The sequence below is a fragment of the Streptomyces sp. NBC_00083 genome, assembly GCF_026343295.1.
Classification (GTDB): domain Bacteria; phylum Actinomycetota; class Actinomycetes; order Streptomycetales; family Streptomycetaceae; genus Streptomyces.
Map to the genome: position 1 here is coordinate 108,456 of NZ_JAPELY010000004.1, position 19,675 is coordinate 128,130.

The following is a 19,675-nucleotide window of genomic DNA, read 5'->3' on the forward strand; positions in this document are numbered from 1 at the left end:
CTCACGCCGCCTTCTCCTCGGCCCAGCGCCGCACATGCGGCAGGTCGTCGTCCAGCCAGAACGCGCTCTGCTCCGGGTCCCTGGAGTCGGTGACGACCAGGATCTCCTCGAACTTCGCGCCCGTACCCCGGAAGCCGAGGTGCGGCTCGACCGCCCACAGCCCCGGGTGGGGCGGGTGGTCGGAGAACTTGTAGGGGGACCACAGGGGCGACCAGCCGTCCCGGTGGCCGTGGAGCGCGTCGCTCGCCAGGCCCTTCAGCGCCTGGGTGCCGAATCCGAAGACCTTCGGCGACCAGCGGCGCTCCTTCACCTGGTCGATCTTGTGGGCGATCACGCCGAACGGATAGGCGCGGTGCCGGTTGGCATAGCCCTGGCGGACCATGAGCCGGTCCACGCTCTCGTAGATCTCGCGCAGCGGCCGCTTCTCGCGTATCTCGCGCAGGATCAGCGCGCGGTGCGCCTCCAGGTCGGCCAGCAGCCGGTCGTGCACCGGGTTGAGACCGAGGCAGCCCGAGTAGCCGACGTCGGCGGTGAAGCCCTTGTAGACCGGGGCCATGTCGAGGATGAAGGGCATCCCCGCCTCGAGGCGCCGGTTGGTGGGGAAGAACTGCAGCGGCACCCGGAAGTTCACGAACGCCGTGCGGTCACCGAACCAGGCGAACGGCAGATGGAACCAGTCCCGCACGCCCCGCTCACCGAGCCACTCCCGCTGCATGCGGGCCGCCTCCCGCTCGGTCACTCCCGGCTTGAGCTGGGCGGCGACCGCCTCCGCGCACTCGTACGCGAGGCTCTGCACCTCTCTGAACCCGCTCAGCCGCGTGTCGGGCCGAGCCTTCACTGCCGATGGCATCCGTCCACCCCTGTCGCCCTACGCGTGCGTAACTTGACACTGATGAATGTGACAATGCTCAGCGGCTGCGTCAAGAGGCCTGCGTCAGCCTGTGGACAACGGCGTGTTTGTGGACAACCGCGTCGCTCGGGACGGGGAACCCATCAGCCTCACGTACGGGGTCCCCTACGGGGCCGTACCTCTGGAGTCGGACATCGATCCAGCCGTCTGGGCTGACGATTCATGTGGCCCGCGCCACTACCGTCGATGACGTGACTGTGATCGCGACCGAAAGCCTGAGCAAGCGGTTCCCCAGGGTGACCGCGCTTGACCGGCTCTCGTTGGACATCGGACCCGGTGTGACCGGGCTGGTGGGCGCCAACGGAGCCGGCAAGTCCACGTTGATCAAGATCCTTCTTGGTCTCTCGCCCGCCACGGAGGGCACCGCCGCCGTGCTCGGCCTGGACGTCGCCACCAGCGGCGCCGAGATCCGGGAGCGGGTGGGCTACATGCCGGAGCACGACTGCCTGCCGCCCGACGTCTCGGCCACCGAGTTCGTCGTGCACATGGCGCGCATGTCGGGGCTGCCGGCGACCGCGGCCCGCGAACGCACCGCGGACACGCTGCGCCACGTGGGCCTCTACGAGGAGCGCTACCGCCCGATCGGCGGCTATTCGACCGGCATGAAGCAGCGTGTGAAGCTCGCCCAAGCCCTCGTCCACGACCCGCAGTTGGTCCTCCTGGACGAGCCGACCAACGGTCTCGACCCGGTCGGACGCGACGAGATGCTCGGCCTGATCCGCCGCATCCACACCGACTTCGGCATCTCGGTGCTCGTCACCTCGCACCTCCTGGGCGAGCTGGAGCGCACCTGCGACCATGTCGTGGTCGTCGACGGCGGCCGGTTGCTGCGCTCCAGTTCCACCAGCGACTTCACCCAGACCACCACCACCCTCGCGGTCGAGGTCACCGACTCCGACACCCACGCCGACGGCACGGAGGCGGTCCGCAAGGCCCTGGCCGAGGCCGGCCTCACCCTGCACGCGGGCATCGAGGACGGGCTGCCCGGCGCCGGGCACATCCTCCTCGTCGAGGCCACCGGTGAAGAGGTCTACGACACGGTCCGCGACACCGTCGCCCGCCTCGGCCTCGGTCTCGTACGGATGGAACAGCGCCGCCACCACATCGCCGAGGTGTTCCAGACCCCGGCACGGGAGCCGGTCTCCGAACGCGCCGCCGCATGGGCAGCCACCGCGGCCGGCACCGAGCAGAAGGGAGGCGGCCACGATGGCAACTGACAGCGCCCAGACCCAGATCCACAACATCGGCTACCGCAGCTACGACGGGCCGCGCCTCGGGCGGGCCTATGCGCGCCGCGCGCTCTTCTCGCAGTCGCTGCGCGGCACGTACGGACTGGGCCGCAGCGCCAAGTCCAAGGTCCTGCCGATGCTCCTGTTCGCGGTGATGTGCGTGCCCGCGGCCATCATCGTCGCGGTCGCCGTCGCCACGAAGGGCAGTGCCCTGCCCGTGCAGTACACGCGGTACGCGGTCCTGTTGCAGGCCGTCATCGGCCTGTTCATCGCGGCACAGGCGCCCCAGTCCGTCTCACGCGACCTGCGCTTCAAGACGGTTCCGCTGTACTTCTCGCGGCCGATCGAGCACGTCGACTACGTCCTGGCCAAGTTCGCCGCCATGGCGTCGGCGCTGTTCATCATCACGGGCGCGCCCCTGGTGATCCTCTACATCGGCGCCCTTCTCGCCAAACTCGACTTCGCGGACCAGACCAAGGGGTTCGCCGAGGGGCTGGTCTCGGTGGCACTGCTCTCCCTCCTCTTCGCCGGGCTCGGCCTGGTCATCGCCGCCCTGACGCCGCGCCGCGGCTTCGGAGTCGCCGCCGTCATCGCCGTCCTGACGGTCTCCTACGGCGCCGTCTCCGCGGTCCAGGCCATCGCCTTCAACCAGGGCTCCCCCGGAGCGGTCCAGTGGATCGGGCTGTTCTCCCCCATGACGCTCATCGACGGCGTGCAGACCGCGTTCCTCGGGGCGAGCTCCAACTTCCCCGGTCAACAGGGCCCGGGATCCGGGACCGGTGTGGTCTACCTGCTCGTCGTCCTCGCGCTCATCTACGGCTCGTACGCCGTGCTGACCCGCCGCTACCGGAAGGTGGGGCTGTGACCACCATCGACATCGACCACACCTCACGCTGGTTCGGCAACGTGGTGGCGGTCAACGACGTCACGATGACGATCGGCCCCGGCGTCACCGGGCTGCTCGGCCCCAACGGGGCCGGAAAGTCGACCCTCATCAACATGATGGGCGGTTTCCTCGCGCCCTCCACGGGAACGGTCACGCTCGACGGCGAGCAGATCTGGCGCAACGAGTCCGTCTACAAGAAGATCGGCATCGTCCCCGAGCGGGAAGCCATGTACGACTTCCTCACGGGCCGCGAATTCGTCGTCGCCAACGCCGAGTTGCACGGCCTCGGCGCGCGTGAGGCGGGGCAGGCCCTGGCCACGGTCGAGATGGAGTACGCGCAGGACCGCAAGATCCAGACGTACAGCAAGGGCATGCGCCAGCGCGTCAAGATGGCGTCCGCCCTCGTCCACAACCCGTCGGTGCTGCTGCTCGACGAGCCGTTCAACGGCATGGACCCGCGCCAGCGCATGCAACTCATGGAGCTGCTGCGGCGGATGGGGGCCGAGGGCCGCACGGTCCTGTTCTCCTCGCACATCCTCGAAGAGGTCGAGCAGCTCGCCTCGCACATCGAGGTCATCGTGGCCGGCCGGCACGCGGCCAGTGGCGACTTCCGCAAGATCCGCCGCCTCATGACGGACCGCCCGCACCGCTATCTGATCCGCTCCAGCGACGACCGCGCGCTGGCCGCGGCGCTGATCGCGGACCCCTCGACCGCCGGGATCGAGGTGGACCTCAAGGAGGGCGCGCTGCGCGTCCAGGCCGTCGACTTCGGCCGGTTCACCACCTTGCTTCCGCAGGTGGCCAAGGCGAACGGCATCCGGCTGCTGACGGTCTCGCCCTCGGACGAGTCCCTCGAATCCGTCTTCTCCTACCTCGTAGCGGCCTGAGCGCCTCCAGAAAGGAGCGGACGTTCCCATGTACAACCCGACCGTCGCCCGGCTCACCTACCGGGCTCTGCTCGGCCGCCGCCGGGCCGCCATCCTCTTCGTCCTGCCGGCCCTGCTGATCGTGATCTCCGTCGCCGTACGGTCGTTCAGCAGCGGAGCCGACGACCAGGTCGCCGCCGACCTCCTCGGCAGCTTCGCGCTCGCCACGATGGTGCCGCTGATCGGTGTCATCGCCGGCACCGGCGCGATCGGCCCCGAGATCGACGACGGCTCCATCGTCTATCTGCTCGCCAAGCCGGTGAGCCGGTCGACGATCATCTTCACCAAGCTCATCGTCGCGATCGCCGTGACGATGGCGTTCTCCGCGATCCCCACGCTGATCGCCGGGTTCATCCTGAACGGCAACGGCCAGCAGATCGCCATCGCCTACACCGTGGCGGCCCTGGTCGCCTCCATCGCGTACGCCGCGGTCTTCCTGCTCCTCGGCACCATCACCCGGCACGCCGTGGTCTTCGGCCTGGTGTACGCGCTGGTCTGGGAGGCGCTCTTCGGCAACCTGGTGCCGGGCGCCCGCACGCTGAGCGTGCAGCAGTGGTCGCTCGCGCTCGCCCAGCGGATCGGCGAGAACGGAGTCATCTCCTCCGACGTGGGGCTGCCGCTCGCGGTGACGCTCCTGGTGGGCGTGACCGTGGTGGCCACCTGGTACGCGGGCCAGAAGCTGCGCACCCTGAAGCTGGCCGGGGAGGAGTGACGGGGGCTCCCCGGACAGGGGCGGGGCCCGGCACCGCATCGCGGTCGCCGGGCCCCGCTTTATTGTCCGTCCGGGGCTTCCCGCTACCTGTGGCGCTTACGGGGCGGGGGCGGAGGGTGCGGCAGCCGGCGCTTGAGGTCGGCGATGTCCTCGGAGAGATCCGTGACGCGGACGCTCATGGACCCGACGACACGGTTGGTGGCGTCGAGCCGCCGGTCCACGGACTCCAGCCGCCGGTCCATGGAGTCGAGCCGTGTCGACATCCGGCTCAGCACCGGACCGAGCTCCTGGAGGGCGGGCCCGATCCGGGCCATGGAGCTCTCCAGATCGGTGACCCGGTGGTCGAGGCCGTCGTAGCGGGGGTCGCTCGCGATGACGGTCCGGGTGCGGGGGGACTCCTCGGTGTCGAGGAGGTAGGTCCGCACACACCGCGCCACTTCGCTGTCGCGAAGGAGCATGGCTATGTTGAGGACGGTTCGGCGGGTGAAGAGGCGGAGGTGCGAGCGCCCCTGTGGATAACTTTCCGGGGTGGCGCAGGGTGGCGTGGTCAACTTGACCACGTCATCAACGCGCAGGTCATTGCCACTAAGAGTGGTCATTCCATTGGAGGTCAGCTCCTCGCGGTGTCGCCTGACGATGCTGTGCACAGCGTCCTTGTGGACAGCGAAGTACTGGGCGACGCCTTCCGTGGTCACGTGCAGACCATCGGGTAGCAGCTGCAACGCCCTGACCTTCTCCAGGACGTCGACGCGTCCCAGGTGGTCGGCGCGCAGGGTGCGCGATTCGAGTAGGGCGACTTCGGATGGCATGGTCGGCCTTCCGTTCATGGTCGTCGGTGCATGACAGGGACGCCCTCACCCCGGGCCGCGGGGGTGGAGGTCCGCTCATCTACGCCACTGACTCAATGACCGGTCCGTACCGCGACCGGCAATCCCCGAATTCACGAAAGGTACGACGCCGCTAACCCCAGTTGCCTCCACGCACCGGGTACAACGAGCGGACTTTCGTACAGGTCACGCATCCGGGGAACACATGTTGGGAACAGACGTTTCGCCAGGCCGCCCTGCCCGGCGCGCCCCCGCCCCACGCGTCGAGCCCTCACACCGTCCGGTCGCGGGCCGCGAAGAGGCCCACCGCCAGGGCCGCCGCGCAGACGCAGAGGACCAGGGCGATCGGTACGGTCCAGCCGCCCGTCGCCTGGTGGACGGCGCCCGCGGCGAGCGGGCCGGCGGCGGCCAGGAGGTAGCCGACCGTCTGGGCCATGCCGGAGAGCCGGGCCGCCGTACGGGCGTCGCCCGAGCGCAGCACGATCAGGGTGAGGGCCAGGCCCACCGCCCCGCCCTGTCCGATGCCGAGCACCCCCGACCACAGCCAGGCGCCGCTCACCGGGGCGATCATCAGGCCCGCATAACCCGCGGCGACCAGCGACGTGACCAGCACGATCAGCGGGCGCTGGCTACGCATCCGGCCGGCCAGGAGCGGCACGCCGAACGCGCCCGCCACCTGGATCAAGTTGTTGAACGCGAAGATCACGCCGGCCGTGGAGCGGCTCATGCCGTGGTCCGTGAAGATCGTCGGCATCCACGCGATCAGGACGTACGACCAGAGCGACTGGAGGCCCATGAAGAGGGTGACCTGCCAGGCGAGAGCGGAGCGCCACACGCTCCTGCCTGCAGACCCTGCAGACCCTGCAGACCCTGCAGACCCGGACGCGGCACCGGAGGCGGAGCCCGCCGTGGCGCCGACGCGCACCTCGTGGCCCGTACGCCCCCGTGCGATCACGACCTGCGGCAGCCACGCCACGGCCGCGAGCACCGCGAGGAGCGACCACACCGCGAGGGAGGCCTCCCAGCTGCCGCCGAACGCCTTCTCCAGCGGCACCGACGACGCGGCCACGAGCGTCGCGCCCGCGATCATCGCGCCGGTGTAGACCGACGTCATCGACGCCGCCTTGTCGGGGAAGTCGCGCTTGATCAGACCGGGCATCAGCACGTTGAGCAGGGCTATCGCCGTGCCGACGAGCACCCCGCCGCCGTACAGCGCCACCGCCGACGGCGCCACCCGCACCACGATGCCGACCGCGAGGAGCAGCAGCGCGAACAGCAGCACCGGCTCGCTGCCGAAGCGGCGGGCCAGCCACGGCGCGACCAGCGCGCCGAGCCCCAGGAAGAGCACCGGTACGGACGTCACCAGGCTGCTCGCGGTCGACGAGAGGCCGAACGATTCGCTGATCTCGCCGACCAGCGGCGACACGCTGGCCAGCGCCGCGCGCATGTTCACCGACGCCAGCACGATCCCGATCAGCAGCACCACCGGATGCGCGAGCAGCGCCCGCCGGGCGGCGAGGCCCTGGGGCGAGGGCCGTACATCGGCCTCGGCGTCGGGCAACAGCAGTTGGTCAGCATCCGGGCGTGACAAGACAAGCACCTTTCTCAACGTTGAACTACTTCACGCGTCCATCCACGGCCGCGCGTGTCTGCGGCCTCCCGCGCTCACGGCCTCCCCGTCCACCAGGTCGCGCGTCACCCCCGGGCGCCCCGCCTCAGGTGGCGTTGAGCCGCGCCGTCACCGCCCGTACCGCCTCCAGTGGCGTGCGCAGCAGTTCGCGCACGACGCGCTCCGCAGCCGCCGGGTCGCCGCTCTCGATCGCGTCGACCAGCGCCTCGTGGGTGTCGAGGTCGATGGGAGGCATCTCCTCGTCACGCAGTGACGTGACGAGGCTTTCGTGCACCTGGACCGAGAAGAACCGGTAGACCTCGATGAAGGCCGGGTTGTGGGTGGCCTCGACGACGCCCAGGTGGAACGCCATGTCGGCGTCGGCGGCCCGGTCGCCCTGTTCGCGCAGGGTCCGCAGCACGGCGCGCAGGGCCACCATGTCGGCGGCGTCCCGGCGCTCCGCGGCGAGCCGGGCGGCTTCGGCCTCCAATGCGACGCGCAGTTCGAGGACGTCAAGGGTGCCGGCGGCCCGAATGCCCTGGAGGACCGCGGAGGGGTCGGCGGTGGAGCGTACGAAGGTGCCGTTGCCCTGGCGGGATTCGAGCAGCCCGGCGTGGACCAGGACGCGGACGGCCTCGCGGACCGTGTTGCGGCCGACGCCCAGCTGCTCGGCGAGGTCGTGCTCGGTCGGGATGCGGTCGCCGACCGCCCAGTCGCCGCCGGTCAGCTGGGCCCGCAGCTGATCGACCACGCCATCCACGAGGGACTGCCGCCCCGCCGCCCGAAGAGCCACGTCGTACTCCATTCACCCGGTTGCCCAGTCATCCTACAACTGGTCATCCTACAACTGTCCGGCATGGCGTCTCATCCCTTCCTCAGCGTCACGCGCCATCATCTAGGGATGACGACCCTGCTCCACCGCGGCGCCGAGCCCTCGCGGCCCATCCGCTCCTGGGTGCGTTCCACGCCCGGAACGCACATCTGGCTGCTGTCCATCGCGGTGACCAGCCTCGTCATCCAGCTCTCCACGCGGGAGTTCGAGCGGTTCCTGCTGCACCGCAACAGCAGCAACATCCACGAGCTGACCCATCACCCCGTGCAATCCCTCTTCACCAGCGCCTTCTGGATCGAGAACCCGTCCTCGCTGCTGCTGTACCTGGTGATGTTCGAGGTGGTCCACGGCACGGTGGAGCGCTGGCTCGGCACCCTGCGCTGGCTGTGCACGGTCGTCGTCGGGCATGTGGTGGCGACCCTGATCAGCCAGGAGTACGTCCTGTGGTCGATCCAGAACCAGCATCTGCCACGGCGTCTGGCGCACGCCATGTCCCATGTCGTCGACATCGGCGTCAGCTACGGTCTCGCCGCCTCGGCCGGCATCCTCGTCTACCGGCTGGCGAAGCCCTGGCGCTGGTTCTACCTGGCCGGGGTGGTCGGGTTCTTCGGGATCCCGCTCGCCACCGGCGGTACGTTCACCGACCTCGGCCATGTGACGGCGCTGTTCATCGGCTTCGCCTGCTGGCCGCTGACCAGGGACCTGCCCGAGCGAAAACCAGTGGCGGCCAACGAGCGTGCCGGGCACAGTGGTTGACGCAGCCGCACACGTGAAGCGCGGCCCGCCGCACGGGGGAGGAGCACGACGACGACCGCCTGCACGGGTTGTCGGGCTCTTGTGCGGGGCGGCGCGTGGCAGGCACCGGAGCAGCGCCTACAGCTCCGGTTCGCCGCCCGTGCGCGGCTGCACAGGGGCGGCCGCTTCGAGCGCGCATCCGCGCGAGGCCGCCCCTCCCTCCACGACAGGACCATGGGTAAGGGGCGCCCGCAATGGCGGACGCCCCTTACCCCTGCCGATGACGGACCGCCGGTCCGCACCCGTGCCGCCGAAAGACCGCTCGGCGGCCGGACTCACCCTTGCAGCAGTTGCTCCAGGACCACGGCGATGCCGTCGTCGTCGTTGGAGGCCGTGACCTCGTGGGCCACGGCCTTCAGTTCGTCGTGGGCGTTGGCCATCGCCACGCCGTGCTCGGCCCAGCCGAACATCGGGATGTCGTTGGGCATGTCGCCGAACGCGATGGTGTCCGCCGCCTTGCAGCCGAGACGCCGCGCCGCGAGGGAGAGCCCGGTCGCCTTGCTGAGGCCGAGCGGCAGCAGCTCCACCACGCCGGCGCCCGCCATGACCACGCCGACCAGACTGCCGACGACCTGCCGCGTGATCGCCGCGAGCGCGTCGTCGTCGTAGTCGGGGTGCTGGATGTAGACCTTGTTCAGCGGGGCCGACCACAGCTCGGCGAGGTCCTCGAAGCGGTTGACCGGCAGCGGGCCCTCCTGGACCCGGTAGCCGGGGCCGACCAGCACATCGCCGTCGAGCCCGTCGCGGCTCGCGGCGAGCGCGAGCGGGCCGATCTCCGCCTCGATCTTCGACAGGGCGAGCCCGGCGAGCTGGCGGTCGAGCGTCACCGACGTCAGGAGCCGGTGCTCGCCGGCGTGGTAGACCTGCGCGCCCTGCCCGCACACCGCGAGCCCGTCGTACCCCAGGTCGTCCAGTATGTGCCGGGTCCAGTTCACCGCGCGGCCGGTGACCACGATGTGCGCGGCGCCGGCCGCCGTGGCGGCGGCCAGCGCGTCACGGGTGCGCTGCGAGACCGAGCCGTCGGAGCGCAGCAGCGTGCCGTCGAGGTCGGTCGCGACCAGCTTGTACGGGAACGGACGGCCCGGGGCGGTGCTCACTTGGCGATCGGCTCCAGGACCTCACGACCGCCCAGATACGGGCGGAGCACGGCCGGGACGCGCACCGAGCCGTCGACCTGCTGGTGGTTCTCCAGGATCGCCACGATGGTGCGCGGGACCGCGCACAGCGTGCCGTTGAGGGTGGAGAGCGGGGTGACCTTGCTCTTGCCGTCGCTGGTGTCACGCATACGGACCGAGAGGCGCCGTGCCTGGAAGCCGTCGCAGTTGGAGGCCGAGGTCAGCTCGCGGTACTTGCCCTGGGTCGGGATCCACGCCTCGCAGTCGAACTTGCGCGAGGCCGACGAGCCGAGGTCGCCGGTGGCGACGTCGATCACCTGGAAGGGCAGTTCGAGGGCGGTCAGCCACTGCTTCTCCCAGTCGAGGAGGCGCTTGTGCTCGTTCTCCGCGTCGTCCGGGTGGACGTAGGAGAACATCTCGACCTTGTCGAACTGGTGGACCCGGAAGATGCCCCGGGTGTCCTTGCCGTACGTACCGGCCTCGCGGCGGAAGCACGGCGAGAAGCCGGCGTAGCGCAGCGGGAGCTTGTCCGCGTCGAGGATCTCGTCCATGTGGTACGCGGCGAGCGGGACCTCGGAGGTGCCGACCAGGTAGTAGTCGTCCTTCTCCAGGTGGTACACGTTCTCGGCGGCCTGGCCGAGGAAGCCGGTGCCCTCCATGGCGCGCGGGCGGACCAGCGCGGGGGTGAGCATCGGAATGAAGCCGGCCTCGGTGGCCTGCGCGATCGCGGCGTTGACCAGGGCGAGCTCCAGGAGCGCGCCGACACCGGTCAGGTAGTAGAAGCGCGAGCCCGACACCTTGGCGCCGCGCTCGACGTCGATGGCGCCGAGCGCCTCGCCGAGCTCCAGGTGGTCCTTGGGCTCGAAGCCCTCGGCGCCGAAGTCGCGGACGGTGCCGTGCGTCTCCAGGACGACGAAGTCCTCCTCGCCGCCGACCGGCACGTCCGTGTGGACGATGTTGCCGAGCCGCAGGAGGAGCTGCTTGGCCTGCTCGTCGGCGTCGTTCTGCGCGGCCTCGGCGGCCTTGACGTCGGTCTTGAGCTGCTCGGCCCTCTTCAGGAGCTCGGCGCGCTCGTCCGGCGTGGCCTTGGGGATGAGTTTGCCGAGCGACTTCTGCTCGGAGCGCAGCTCGTCGAAGCGGAGGCCCGAGGACCTGCGCAGCTCGTCGGCGGAGAGCAGGGCGTCGACGAGGGCGACGTCCTCTCCACGGGCGCGCTGGGAGGCGCGAACACGGTCGGGGTCCTCACGGAGCAGGCGAAGGTCAATCACCCCTCCAGGCTACCGGTGCGGACTCCTGCCACCCCACCGGTATATCCCCCGCGCGCCCCATCAGCGTGGCACTTTGTCCGGATTGACCGAATTGGGAATATGGAGGCGCACAATTCCCGAGCGGGTGTCGGCAGGAGTCAAGGAAAGCCCCGCTATTCCCTGGAAAGAGGCGGTTTCGGGACCGTCGTTGACCGACTCCCTTGCCGTGCACCGGACTTGTCCACAGAGGTGGACACGCTCGGAAACTTATCCACAGGCTGTGTGGGAGATCTGTGGACTGCGGAAGAGATCATTCCGAAAGCCGCATGCGGGACCCAGGATTCCCCTCTCAAACCCGCTCCACACACTCATTCGGGTGGGAATTGCTCGCTCTAAAGGGTTGATCAATGGAATTGAGGTGACAGAGGATGTCCTGGCGGCCTGTGGACCGATGTGTCGTCACTAGAGGGATTTGTCGACTGTGTCCGGTTGTGTTGTCGACTTACCCACAGGTCGAGAACCCGCCCTGTGGATAACTTTGTGGACAACGAAAATCAGCAGGTAGGACCGGTCGGTGAGGCGCCGGCGCAGCTGGGGACAACCTCTCCCGAGCAGCCCTGTACGCCCCGGGCCCGCCGTCCTGGCCCTCCTACGCGCGCCCGTCCTGACAGCGCGCTAGCCAGTCCGCCGCCTTGTCGAACTCCGTGTCCGAGGTCCCCTGCCGGGGCGGCCGCACGTCGTCGAGGGTGACCTCCGCCCTCGGGTACGAGCCCAGGAAGCGGATCTCGGGACAGATGCGCCGCAGCCCCATCAGCGCCTCCCCCACACGCCGCTCCGAGATGTGGCCCTCCGCGTCGATGGCGAAGCAGTAGTTGCCGATGCCCTGACCGGTCGGGCGGGACTGGAGCAGCATCAGGTTGACCCCGCGCACCGAGAACTCCTGGAGCAGTTCGAGCAGGGCGCCGGGATGGTCCTCGCGCTGCCACACCACCACCGAGGTCTTGTCCGCACCGGTCGGCGCCGCCGGGCGAGCCGGGCGGCCCACGAGCACGAAGCGGGTCTGGGCGTTGACCGCGTCGTGAATGTCGGTGATCAGCGGTTCGAGGCCGTAGGTGGCTGCCGCGAACTCGCCCGCGAACGCCGCGTCGTACCGCCCCTCCTGGACGAGACGCGCGCCGTCGGCGTTGGAGGCGGACGACTCCCAGAGCGCCTCCGGCAGGTTGGCCCCCAGCCACTTGCGCACCTGCGGCTGGGCGGCCGGGTGCGCGGTGACCGACTTGATGTCCGCGAGCGTGGTCCCCGGGCGCACGAGCAGCGCGAACTTGATGGAGAGCAGCACCTCGCGGTAGATCATCAGGGGCTCGCCCGAGACCAGCTGGTCGAGCGTGGTCGTGATGCCGCCCTCCACCGAGTTCTCGATGGGGACGAGCGCCGCGGCGGCCTCTCCGTTGCGCACCGCGTCCAGGGCGGCCGGCACGGAGACCATCGGGACCAGTTCGCGGGTGGCTGCCTCGGGGAGGGTGCGCAGGGCGGCCTCGGTGAAGGTGCCCTCGGGCCCCAGATAGGTGTATCGCGTGGCGGACATGCGGTTCACACTAATGGCCCGAAGTCCCCGGCACGCACCGCTCGCACCGGCCGTCCCACCAGGCGGGCGCGGCGCTCCGGCCGCGCCCGCCGCTCATGACTCCAGGAGCCGCTGGCCCACGTATTCGCCCGCCCGCGGCCCGCCCGGCACCGCGAACAGACCGCTCGCCTCGTGCCGTACGAACGCGGACAGCGCGTCACCCCGGTCGAGCTTGCGCTGCACCGGCACGAACCCCCTGATGGGATCGGCCTGCCAGCAGACGAAGAGCAGGCCCGCGTCCGGTGCGCCGTCGGCCGTGCTGCCGTCGTGGTAGGAGAACGCGCGCCGCAGCATGGCCGCGCCGCCGTTCTGCTCCGGGGCGGCGATGCGGGCGTGCGCGTTCACCGGGATGACCGGCTTGCCGTCCGGCCCGAACGCGTCGAGCTTCATCGCCGTCGTCTCGCTGCCCCCCGAAAGAGGGGCGCCGTCGGCCTTCTTGCGGCCTATCACCTTCTCCTGATCGGTGAGCGGCAGCTTCTCCCAGGTGTCCAGGAGCATCCGGATGCGGCGTACGACCGCGTACGAACCGCCCGCCATCCAGGCCGGCTGTCCGCTGTCCGGCACGAAGATCCGCTGTTCGAAGTCGGCGTCGGTGACCTTGGGGTTGCCGGTGCCGTCGATCTGGCCCATGAGATTGCGCGCGGTCATCGGCTTCTTCGTGGCGCCCGGGGCGCGGTTGAAGCCGTTCATCTGCCAGCGCACCTTCGCCGCGGCGCCGGCGTCCTGCTGGATCGCGCGCAGGGCGTGGAAGGCGACCAGCGCGTCGTCCGCGCCGATCTGCACCCACAGATCGCCGTTGGACCGCTTGGGGTCGAGCTGGTCGGAGGAGAAGTCGGGCAGCGGGTCCAGCTGGCCGGGGCGCCGGTCGGTGAGTTGCGTACGGTCGAAGAAGGTGTGGCCGAAGCCGAAGGTGACGGTCAGCGAGGAGGGGCCGGCGTCCAGGGCGACCCCGGTGTCGCCGCTGCCCGCGGGCTCGCCCGCCATCAGCGCCGCGGCCGTCGCCGACCAGCGGCGCATCAGGGCGGCCGCCTCCTTGCGCCCGGCGCCGGGGGCCAGGTCGAAGGCGATCAGATGGCCGGTCGACTGAAGCGGAGTGCTGATCCCCGCTTGATGTTTCCCGTGAAACATCACCTCCGTGGAACCGACCGACGACAACGGGCTCGTCGCGTCCGGCGATGCGACCGCCGCGTACGCGCCGGCCCCGCCCGCCGCGCCCAGCGCCAGACCGGCCACCCCCACGCCGCCCACGGTGCCGAGCAGCTTGCGCCGGGAGATGTCCAGGCCGGGCTCGGCGGAAGCGGCCGGCGGCTGCCCGGCGCCCGGGGCCGTCCCGGCCTTCTTGGTGTTCTTGGTCTCGGTCATGTCAGGTCAACTCAGCCGATCTTGACGTTCTTGTCCACGGTGGTCTCGTCGATCTCGGAGGTGCGTACGGTCACCGAGATCTGCCAGTCTCCCGCCATCGGGATCTGTACGCCGCTCGCGCTCCAGTGTCCGGTGGTGACGTGGTCGGGCACGACCGGCAGCGGCCCGACCGACTTCGCGGCCAGGGTGAAGGCGACCTTCACCTCGGGGGCGTCCTTCGGCTTGCCCGCCGGGTCCGTCAGATAGACGTGCAGGTCGTTGGCGCCGGTGCGGCCGGGGTCGAGGGTGAGCTCGGCGGTGCCCTTGCCGTTCTGGCCGCCGGTGTCGAACGGCAGCCGGACATCGACGGGCCGGTCCGCCACGGCGACCTGGGACCCGGCCTTCGCCCGGTCCACGGCCTCCTGCGTGCGGCCCGGCTCGGTCGACGTCAGCACGGTCGTCACGGCCAGCAGGACCACGGCGATGCCCGCCTCGGCGAGGACCGTGCGGCGCAGCCCGCTCCGGCCGGGGTCGGCGTCGCGGACCCGCTTCTCGCGCGCGGAGCTCACCGCGGCCTGCTGGCGCGCGAGTTGGGCGGCCCGCTTGGCGTCCTTGCCGTCGTCGGGCACGGTGACGGGCTCGGGCTCCGGCTCGCTCGCGCGCTGCTCCACGATCACGGCGGCCCCGGTCCCGGACGCGGCGCGCTCCGAGAGACGGGCGGTCCAGCGCCGCGAGAACGAGGCGGTCGCGACCAGGACGGCCACCAGGCCGACCTTGACGAGCAGGAGCTGTCCGTAGGCGGTGTCGACCAGCGCCGACCAGGTGCCGACCTGACGCCACGACTGGTAGAGGCCCGTCGCCGCGAGGACGGCCACGCTCCAGAACGCGATGCGCGAGAAGCGGAGCACGGCCGCGCGCTCGATGTCGGGTGCCCGGTACAGGACGACGAGCAGGGTGGTGAGTCCTCCGAGCCAGGCCGCGACGGCCAGCAGGTGCAGGACGTCGACGGGCATGGCGATGCCGGGCTGCAGCCCCGTCGAGGCGTGTTCGGCCAGGGCCCAGGTGGCGGCGAGCCCGGCGGCGACCACGGCACCGCCGACGGCCAGGCCGAAGGTGAGGTCCTTCCTCTCGTGCTCGTCCTCGCGCTTGGTGTACGCGCCGAACAGCACCGACACGAACAGGGCGGCGGCGCCGAGCAGCAGCAGCCGGGAGATGAGCGCCGCGCCCGGCTTGGTCTGCAGCACGGCCCGCAGCCCGTTGAGGTCGAAGGCGTCCGAGAGCTTCCCGGAGCCGGTGTAGGGGGTGCGCAGCAGCAGCATCGCGAGGGTCGCCGCGGTCATGGTGAGCCAGCCGCCGACGACGACCCGCTGCACCGCGCTGACACCCGCGCCCCGGCGCCAGCAGGCGAGCACGAAGGCAGCGCCGCCGGTGAGCAGCACGAAGCCGGCGTACGCCGCGTACCGCGTGATGCCGTAGAGGGCGCCGACGAGGCCGCCGCCCACCTCCTGGGTGGGGAGGACGGCGGCGGTCGCGGAGGGGGCGCCGATGGAGAAGGTGAAGGCGCCGGAGACGGGGTGGCTGTCGGCGGAGATCGCCTGCCAGGCCACGGTGTAGGTGCCGTTGGGGATGCCGGTGCGCAGCCGGACGCCGTACTTGACGATGTCCCCGCTGCACAGGTTGATCAGTTCGGCGGTGTCGGAGCGCTTGCCCGTGGGGTCGAGGACGCGGATGGAGTTGGCGTCCAGGGCGACGCCCTCGGAGAAGGTGAGGGCGACCTGGGCGGGCGCGGAGGCGACCACCGCCCCGTCCTTCGGGTCGCTGCCGGTCAGTGCGGCGTGCGCGGACGCGGGCACGGCGCCCGCGAACAGGGCGCCGAGCAGCGCCACCGTGACGAGCAGCAGCCGGGTCAGGGGCCTGCTCGTGGTGGTCCGACGGGGTGGGGCGGTGGCCGTCATGTCAGTCCCTCAAGTCCCTCTGGTCGCCTCAGTGGTGCTTCGGGTTGTAGGTGGCTTCCTTCACCGGAAGGTCGACCTTGACGGGATCGGCCTTCTCGAAGTGCAGCTCGATGGAGACGTTCTCGCCCTGCTTCGGCTTCTTCTTCAGGCCCATGAACATGATGTGGCTGCCGCCGCGTTCGAGGTCCAGCTCGCCGCCCGCGGGGATGTCGAAGGACTTCACCTCCTGCATCTTCTGGTTCTTCGTCTCGTGGATCGTGACGTCGTCCGACAGGTCGCTGGTGACCTTGGTGAGCTTGTCGGCGGCCTTGCCGTCGTTCTTGACGACGAGGAAACCGCCGGCCATGTCGCTCGTCGGCAGCGGCATGAACGCGTCGCTCACCTGGAGCTTCGGCTTGGCCTCGGCGCTGCCGGAGCAGCCCGCCAGGGCCAGGCCGGCGGACAGGGCTATGACGGCGGCGACGGTCGGGCGGGTGGCGCGGGTGGTGCGGCGGTTCACGGGTTCTCCCCCTTGATGATCTTCGGCAGGTCCTTGGTGTAGTCGGCGATGGTCGCGTCCTCGCCGTACAGCACGTAGCCCTGGTCCGTCTTGGGGGAGAAGGCGATGACCTGGGCCCCGTGCATGGAGACGACCTTGCCGTCCTTGTCCTTGGTGGCCGGGTCGATGCCGATGCCGATCGAGCGCGCGCCCTTCTGGATGGTGGCGAAGTCGCCGGTCAGGCCGATGAAGGACGGGTCCTGGCCCTTGAGCCACTTGCCGAGCGAGGCGGGGGTGTCGCGCTCGGGGTCGGTGGTCACGAAGACGACCTGGAGCTTGTCCTGGTCGGCCTTGGGCAGCGACTTCTTGGCGACGGCGATGTTGCCCATGGTCAGCGGGCAGACGTCCGGGCAGTTGGTGTAGCCGAAGTAGATGAGCGTCGGCTTGCCCTTGGTCTCGGCACGGAAGTCGAACTTCTTGCCGTTGGTGTCCGTCAGGACGAAGTCGGGCTTGGCGAACGGCCGGTCGAGCAAGGTCGCGGCCTGGGTCTTCGCGGAGGCGGAGACATCGGCGACGGGGCTGTGCGAGCCGTCGTCGCCGCTGCTGCCGCACGCGGTCAGGGTGAGCGCCGCTGCCACCGCGAGGGCGGCGGCAGTCAGCGCGGTCTTGGTGCGCATGAGGTGATGTTCCGGTCTTTTCCGGTGGAAGGAGTGCAGGGTGCGGGTTACGCGGAGCGTCGCCGTCCGGCGAACACCCCGAAGGCCACGCCCGCGATGCCGACGACGATGCCCACCACGGCCAGGACGCGCGCGGTGGTGTCGGTGTCCGAGGACGGGGCGGCGGCGGTCTTCTGACCGGCCGTGCTCTTGTCCGCTGCGGGCGCCGCACCGCCCTGGCCGGTGGCGGCGGCCGTCAGCTGAAGGGTCGGCGCCGGGTTGGCGGGCTCGGGCGCGCCCTGCTTCGCCTCTTCGATCCAGCGCACGACCTCGTTGTTGTCGTACGTCTGGAGGGCCTTGAAGACGAGCTGGTCGGTGTCGGTGGGCAGCGAGCCGATGGACAGCGGGAACTTCTGGAACTGGCCGGACTCGATCGAGCCGCCGCTCCACGTCACCTTGGTGACGGCTTCGTTGATCTGCTTGCCGTGCACGGTCAGCGGCTTGTCGAGCTTGGACTTGGTGACCTCGACGTTCCATCCCGGCACCGGCTGCGGCATGACGGACGCCAGCGGGTGGTCGGTCGGGAAGTTGACCTCGACCTTGACGGTCTTGGCGTTGTCGCGCTCGTTGGGGACCTTGAAGTCGACGACGGCGTAACCGCCCTTGGCGGCCGCTCCCTCGGGCTGCACGGTGACGTGGGCGAAGGCCGTCCCCGAGAGCAGCAGGACGGAACCGGCGGCGACGGAGCCGACGAGGGCGATACGGGTGCGCGAACGGGCAGCGTTCATGGCAGAGACACTCCAAGTGAGCAGGAAGGGTGGGGACGGCCACCGCGCACGGGTGCGCGGGGACCCGCGACACCACCCCTGCGGTACGTGTGGGGAGTGGGCCGCGTTCAGGCTGCGAGGGCGTACGCCGCGGGCGGCCCGCGCCTGATCACCGAGTGCTGCAGTGCTGCCCCGGCTGGGGGAGGCGTGGCGCGCGGGTCACCGAGCGGGACGCGCGGCCCCTGCCCCTCGGCCGCCAGGAGTCCGGCGCACAGCGCGCCCACGAAGGACAGGGCGCGGCGCAGGGAGCGTACGAAGGCGTCCTCGGCCGCGGCCGAGACGGACTCGCCGGCCAGGCGCACCGCGCCGAACAGGGCGGCCTCGCCGCGCCGCAGCAGCCACCCCGTGGCGAGCGCCGCCAGCAGGTGGCAGAGCAGCATGGGAAGCGTGGGCAGCAGCGAGGCGGCGAGCGACGCGGAGTGCGCGGGGCCCGCGCCCGTCATGCCCGGCATCATGTCGCTCATCCGCGCCATGCCGGCCGGGGCGGCGTGGCCGCCGCTGATCCCCGCCGGGTCGATGCCGGCGTCGCTCACGATGCGCTGGGCGTCCGCGGCGGTGAGCCGGGTCGAGCCGTCGCCGCACAGGAGACGGCCGGCGAAGCGGATCAGCGGGAGGTCCCCGGTGGATCCGTCGCCGGACGCGGCCGCCGTGTGCTGGCCGATGCCGAACAGGGCGTGCAGGCCGAGCTGTCCGACCGCGAGGCCGCCCGCGATGGACGGCAGCGAGCGCTCGCGCCCGGCGAGCGGTGCCACGACCGCGAGCACTCCGAGGAAGCCGGCGAGCAGCGTCCACCAGGGGACGGTCGCACAGGCCGCCATGACGTGCCCCATCGCGGACAGCACGACGCAGACCGCGGCGAACACCGCGGCCCTGAGCAGCCGGAGGCCGGCGCCTGCTGGGGCGTGGAGGGAAGACATGGCGGGGCCATCATCGCACTGGGCTTACCCGCCCCATACGCCAGGTCCAAAAGGTCACGTTTGGCCCGGCGGCCGCCGGGCCGGTGGGGCGGACCGGTGGACGGAGGCGGCCGGTCCGGTGCGGCGGCCACGCTCGGAGGCGGCGGTTCCGGTGGCGCTACACCGGCGCGCGGGGGCGCGTACATCCGCCGAACGGGCGCCATCACGTCAAGAGGGCGCTTACGGGCGAGTAGTTGCGGCAATACTGCGCCCGTAGAGAGAAGGACTATGTCGAGCCGCAGTTGCAGCCAGGAGGCTGGAGCATGAGCATCTGGTGGTCCCTCCACTTGCGGCGCGAGGCCGCGAGCGTGCCGCTCGCCCGGCGTCTTCTGCTCGGGACCATGGAGACCGCGGGGGTCGACCCCGACGTCTCCTACGACCTGTCGGTCGCCCTCACGGAGGCCTGCGCCAACGCGGTCGAGCACGGCGGGGGCGCGGGCGGGGGCGCGGGGAGCGCCTCTGCGGCCTACCAGGTGACGGCCTACCTCGACGGCGAGACGTGCCGCATCGAGGTCACCGACTCGGGTCCGGGCTTTCCCGGGCGCAGGACCCGGCGCGCCGCACCGCCCGCGAGAACCGGCTGCCTCGCCGAACACGGCAGGGGCCTCGGCCTCATCGAACAGCTCGCCGACCACGTGCACTTCAGGAACCGGCCCGGCCGGGGCGCGGTGGTCAGCTTCGACAAGATCCTCAAATGGCGCGAGGGCGCGCTGCTCAAGGTGTCCTGAGCGGCGCGCCCCCGGGCGCGTG

At 70.7% G+C, this 19,675-nt stretch carries 19 protein-coding genes; 6 read left to right on the top strand and 13 right to left on the bottom strand.

Going from position 1 to position 19,675, the window contains the following annotated elements; genetic code table 11:
* Position 1: 1 nt before the first annotated feature.
* Positions 2-850, bottom strand: coding sequence for a M24 family metallopeptidase (locus OOJ98_RS30595; RefSeq protein ID WP_267058375.1), 849 nt, complete (start codon positions 848-850; stop codon positions 2-4).
* Between the two features lie 257 nt (positions 851-1,107).
* On the opposite strand from OOJ98_RS30595, the gene OOJ98_RS30600 reads away from it, so the two are divergent.
* The 4 genes from OOJ98_RS30600 to OOJ98_RS30615 are packed head-to-tail and all read left to right on the top strand — an operon-like array spanning position 1,108 to position 4,663.
* Positions 1,108-2,127, top strand: coding sequence for an ABC transporter ATP-binding protein (locus OOJ98_RS30600; protein WP_267058721.1), 1,020 nt, complete (start codon positions 1,108-1,110; stop codon positions 2,125-2,127).
* Complete coding sequence (locus OOJ98_RS30605) at positions 2,117-3,004, top strand: ABC transporter permease subunit (protein WP_267058376.1); 888 nt, start codon at positions 2,117-2,119, stop codon at positions 3,002-3,004. The genes OOJ98_RS30600 and OOJ98_RS30605 overlap by 11 nt, the downstream gene beginning before the upstream one ends.
* Positions 3,001-3,912 carry an ABC transporter ATP-binding protein gene (locus tag OOJ98_RS30610; protein ID WP_267058377.1) on the top strand — a complete coding sequence of 304 codons (912 nt, stop codon included), beginning with the start codon at positions 3,001-3,003 and terminating at the stop codon, positions 3,910-3,912. The genes OOJ98_RS30605 and OOJ98_RS30610 overlap by 4 nt, the downstream gene beginning before the upstream one ends.
* A gap of 28 nt (positions 3,913-3,940) precedes the next feature.
* The gene (locus OOJ98_RS30615) at positions 3,941-4,663 is read left to right on the top strand and encodes an ABC transporter permease (protein WP_267058378.1); all 723 of its coding nucleotides are present in this window, start codon (positions 3,941-3,943) and stop codon (positions 4,661-4,663) included.
* 83 nt (positions 4,664-4,746) lie between these two features.
* On the opposite strand, the gene OOJ98_RS30620 is transcribed toward OOJ98_RS30615, so the two are convergent.
* The 3 genes from OOJ98_RS30620 to OOJ98_RS30630 form a co-directional block, all read right to left on the bottom strand.
* On the bottom strand, positions 4,747-5,472 hold the full coding sequence (locus OOJ98_RS30620) for a hypothetical protein (protein ID WP_267058379.1): 726 nt from the start codon (positions 5,470-5,472) through the stop codon (positions 4,747-4,749).
* Between the two features lie 289 nt (positions 5,473-5,761).
* Entirely contained in the window at positions 5,762-7,081 is a 1,320-nt protein-coding gene (locus OOJ98_RS30625) for an MFS transporter (RefSeq protein WP_267058380.1), read from the bottom strand.
* 124 nt (positions 7,082-7,205) lie between these two features.
* Positions 7,206-7,892 (bottom strand): FadR/GntR family transcriptional regulator, encoded by a 687-nt coding sequence (locus OOJ98_RS30630; RefSeq protein WP_267058381.1) that lies wholly within the window; start codon positions 7,890-7,892, stop codon positions 7,206-7,208.
* A 108-nt stretch (positions 7,893-8,000) separates the two neighbouring features.
* Between OOJ98_RS30630 and OOJ98_RS30635 the strand changes: the two genes are divergently transcribed.
* Positions 8,001-8,687, top strand: a complete 687-nt coding sequence (locus OOJ98_RS30635) for a rhomboid-like protein (protein WP_267058382.1) — start codon at positions 8,001-8,003, stop codon at positions 8,685-8,687.
* A gap of 314 nt (positions 8,688-9,001) precedes the next feature.
* Here OOJ98_RS30635 and OOJ98_RS30640 read toward each other — a convergent pair whose 3' ends face one another.
* The 9 genes from OOJ98_RS30640 to OOJ98_RS30680 all read right to left on the bottom strand — a co-directional run bounded on the left by OOJ98_RS30640 (position 9,002) and on the right by OOJ98_RS30680 (position 18,886).
* A complete protein-coding gene (locus OOJ98_RS30640; RefSeq protein WP_267058383.1) occupies positions 9,002-9,823 on the bottom strand; it encodes an HAD family hydrolase in 822 nt (273 codons plus the stop codon).
* Positions 9,820-11,109, bottom strand: coding sequence for a serine--tRNA ligase (serS, locus tag OOJ98_RS30645; RefSeq protein ID WP_267058384.1), 1,290 nt, complete (start codon positions 11,107-11,109; stop codon positions 9,820-9,822). Before serS ends, OOJ98_RS30640 begins: the two co-directional genes overlap by 4 nt.
* A gap of 628 nt (positions 11,110-11,737) precedes the next feature.
* Positions 11,738-12,673: a prephenate dehydratase gene (pheA, locus tag OOJ98_RS30650; RefSeq protein WP_267058385.1), complete on the bottom strand. Its 936-nt coding sequence runs from the start codon at positions 12,671-12,673 to the stop codon at positions 11,738-11,740.
* Positions 12,674-12,766: 93 nt separating this feature from the next.
* A complete protein-coding gene (gene efeB / locus OOJ98_RS30655) occupies positions 12,767-14,074 on the bottom strand; it encodes an iron uptake transporter deferrochelatase/peroxidase subunit (RefSeq protein ID WP_267058386.1) in 1,308 nt (435 codons plus the stop codon).
* An 11-nt stretch (positions 14,075-14,085) separates the two neighbouring features.
* The gene (locus OOJ98_RS30660; protein WP_267058387.1) at positions 14,086-16,008 is read right to left on the bottom strand and encodes a copper resistance CopC/CopD family protein; all 1,923 of its coding nucleotides are present in this window, start codon (positions 16,006-16,008) and stop codon (positions 14,086-14,088) included.
* A 28-nt stretch (positions 16,009-16,036) separates the two neighbouring features.
* Entirely contained in the window at positions 16,037-16,507 is a 471-nt protein-coding gene (locus OOJ98_RS30665; protein ID WP_267058388.1) for a copper chaperone PCu(A)C, read from the bottom strand.
* Entirely contained in the window at positions 16,504-17,163 is a 660-nt protein-coding gene (locus tag OOJ98_RS30670; RefSeq protein ID WP_267058389.1) for an SCO family protein, read from the bottom strand. Before OOJ98_RS30670 ends, OOJ98_RS30665 begins: the two co-directional genes overlap by 4 nt.
* A gap of 47 nt (positions 17,164-17,210) precedes the next feature.
* Positions 17,211-17,930, bottom strand: a complete 720-nt coding sequence (locus OOJ98_RS30675; RefSeq protein WP_267058390.1) for a YcnI family protein — start codon at positions 17,928-17,930, stop codon at positions 17,211-17,213.
* A 107-nt stretch (positions 17,931-18,037) separates the two neighbouring features.
* The gene (locus tag OOJ98_RS30680) at positions 18,038-18,886 is read right to left on the bottom strand and encodes a hypothetical protein (protein WP_267058391.1); all 849 of its coding nucleotides are present in this window, start codon (positions 18,884-18,886) and stop codon (positions 18,038-18,040) included.
* Positions 18,887-19,188: 302 nt separating this feature from the next.
* Here OOJ98_RS30680 and OOJ98_RS30685 point away from each other — a divergent pair, with 302 nt between their 5' ends.
* A complete protein-coding gene (locus tag OOJ98_RS30685; RefSeq protein ID WP_267058392.1) occupies positions 19,189-19,653 on the top strand; it encodes an ATP-binding protein in 465 nt (154 codons plus the stop codon).
* Positions 19,654-19,675: the final 22 nt, after the last annotated feature.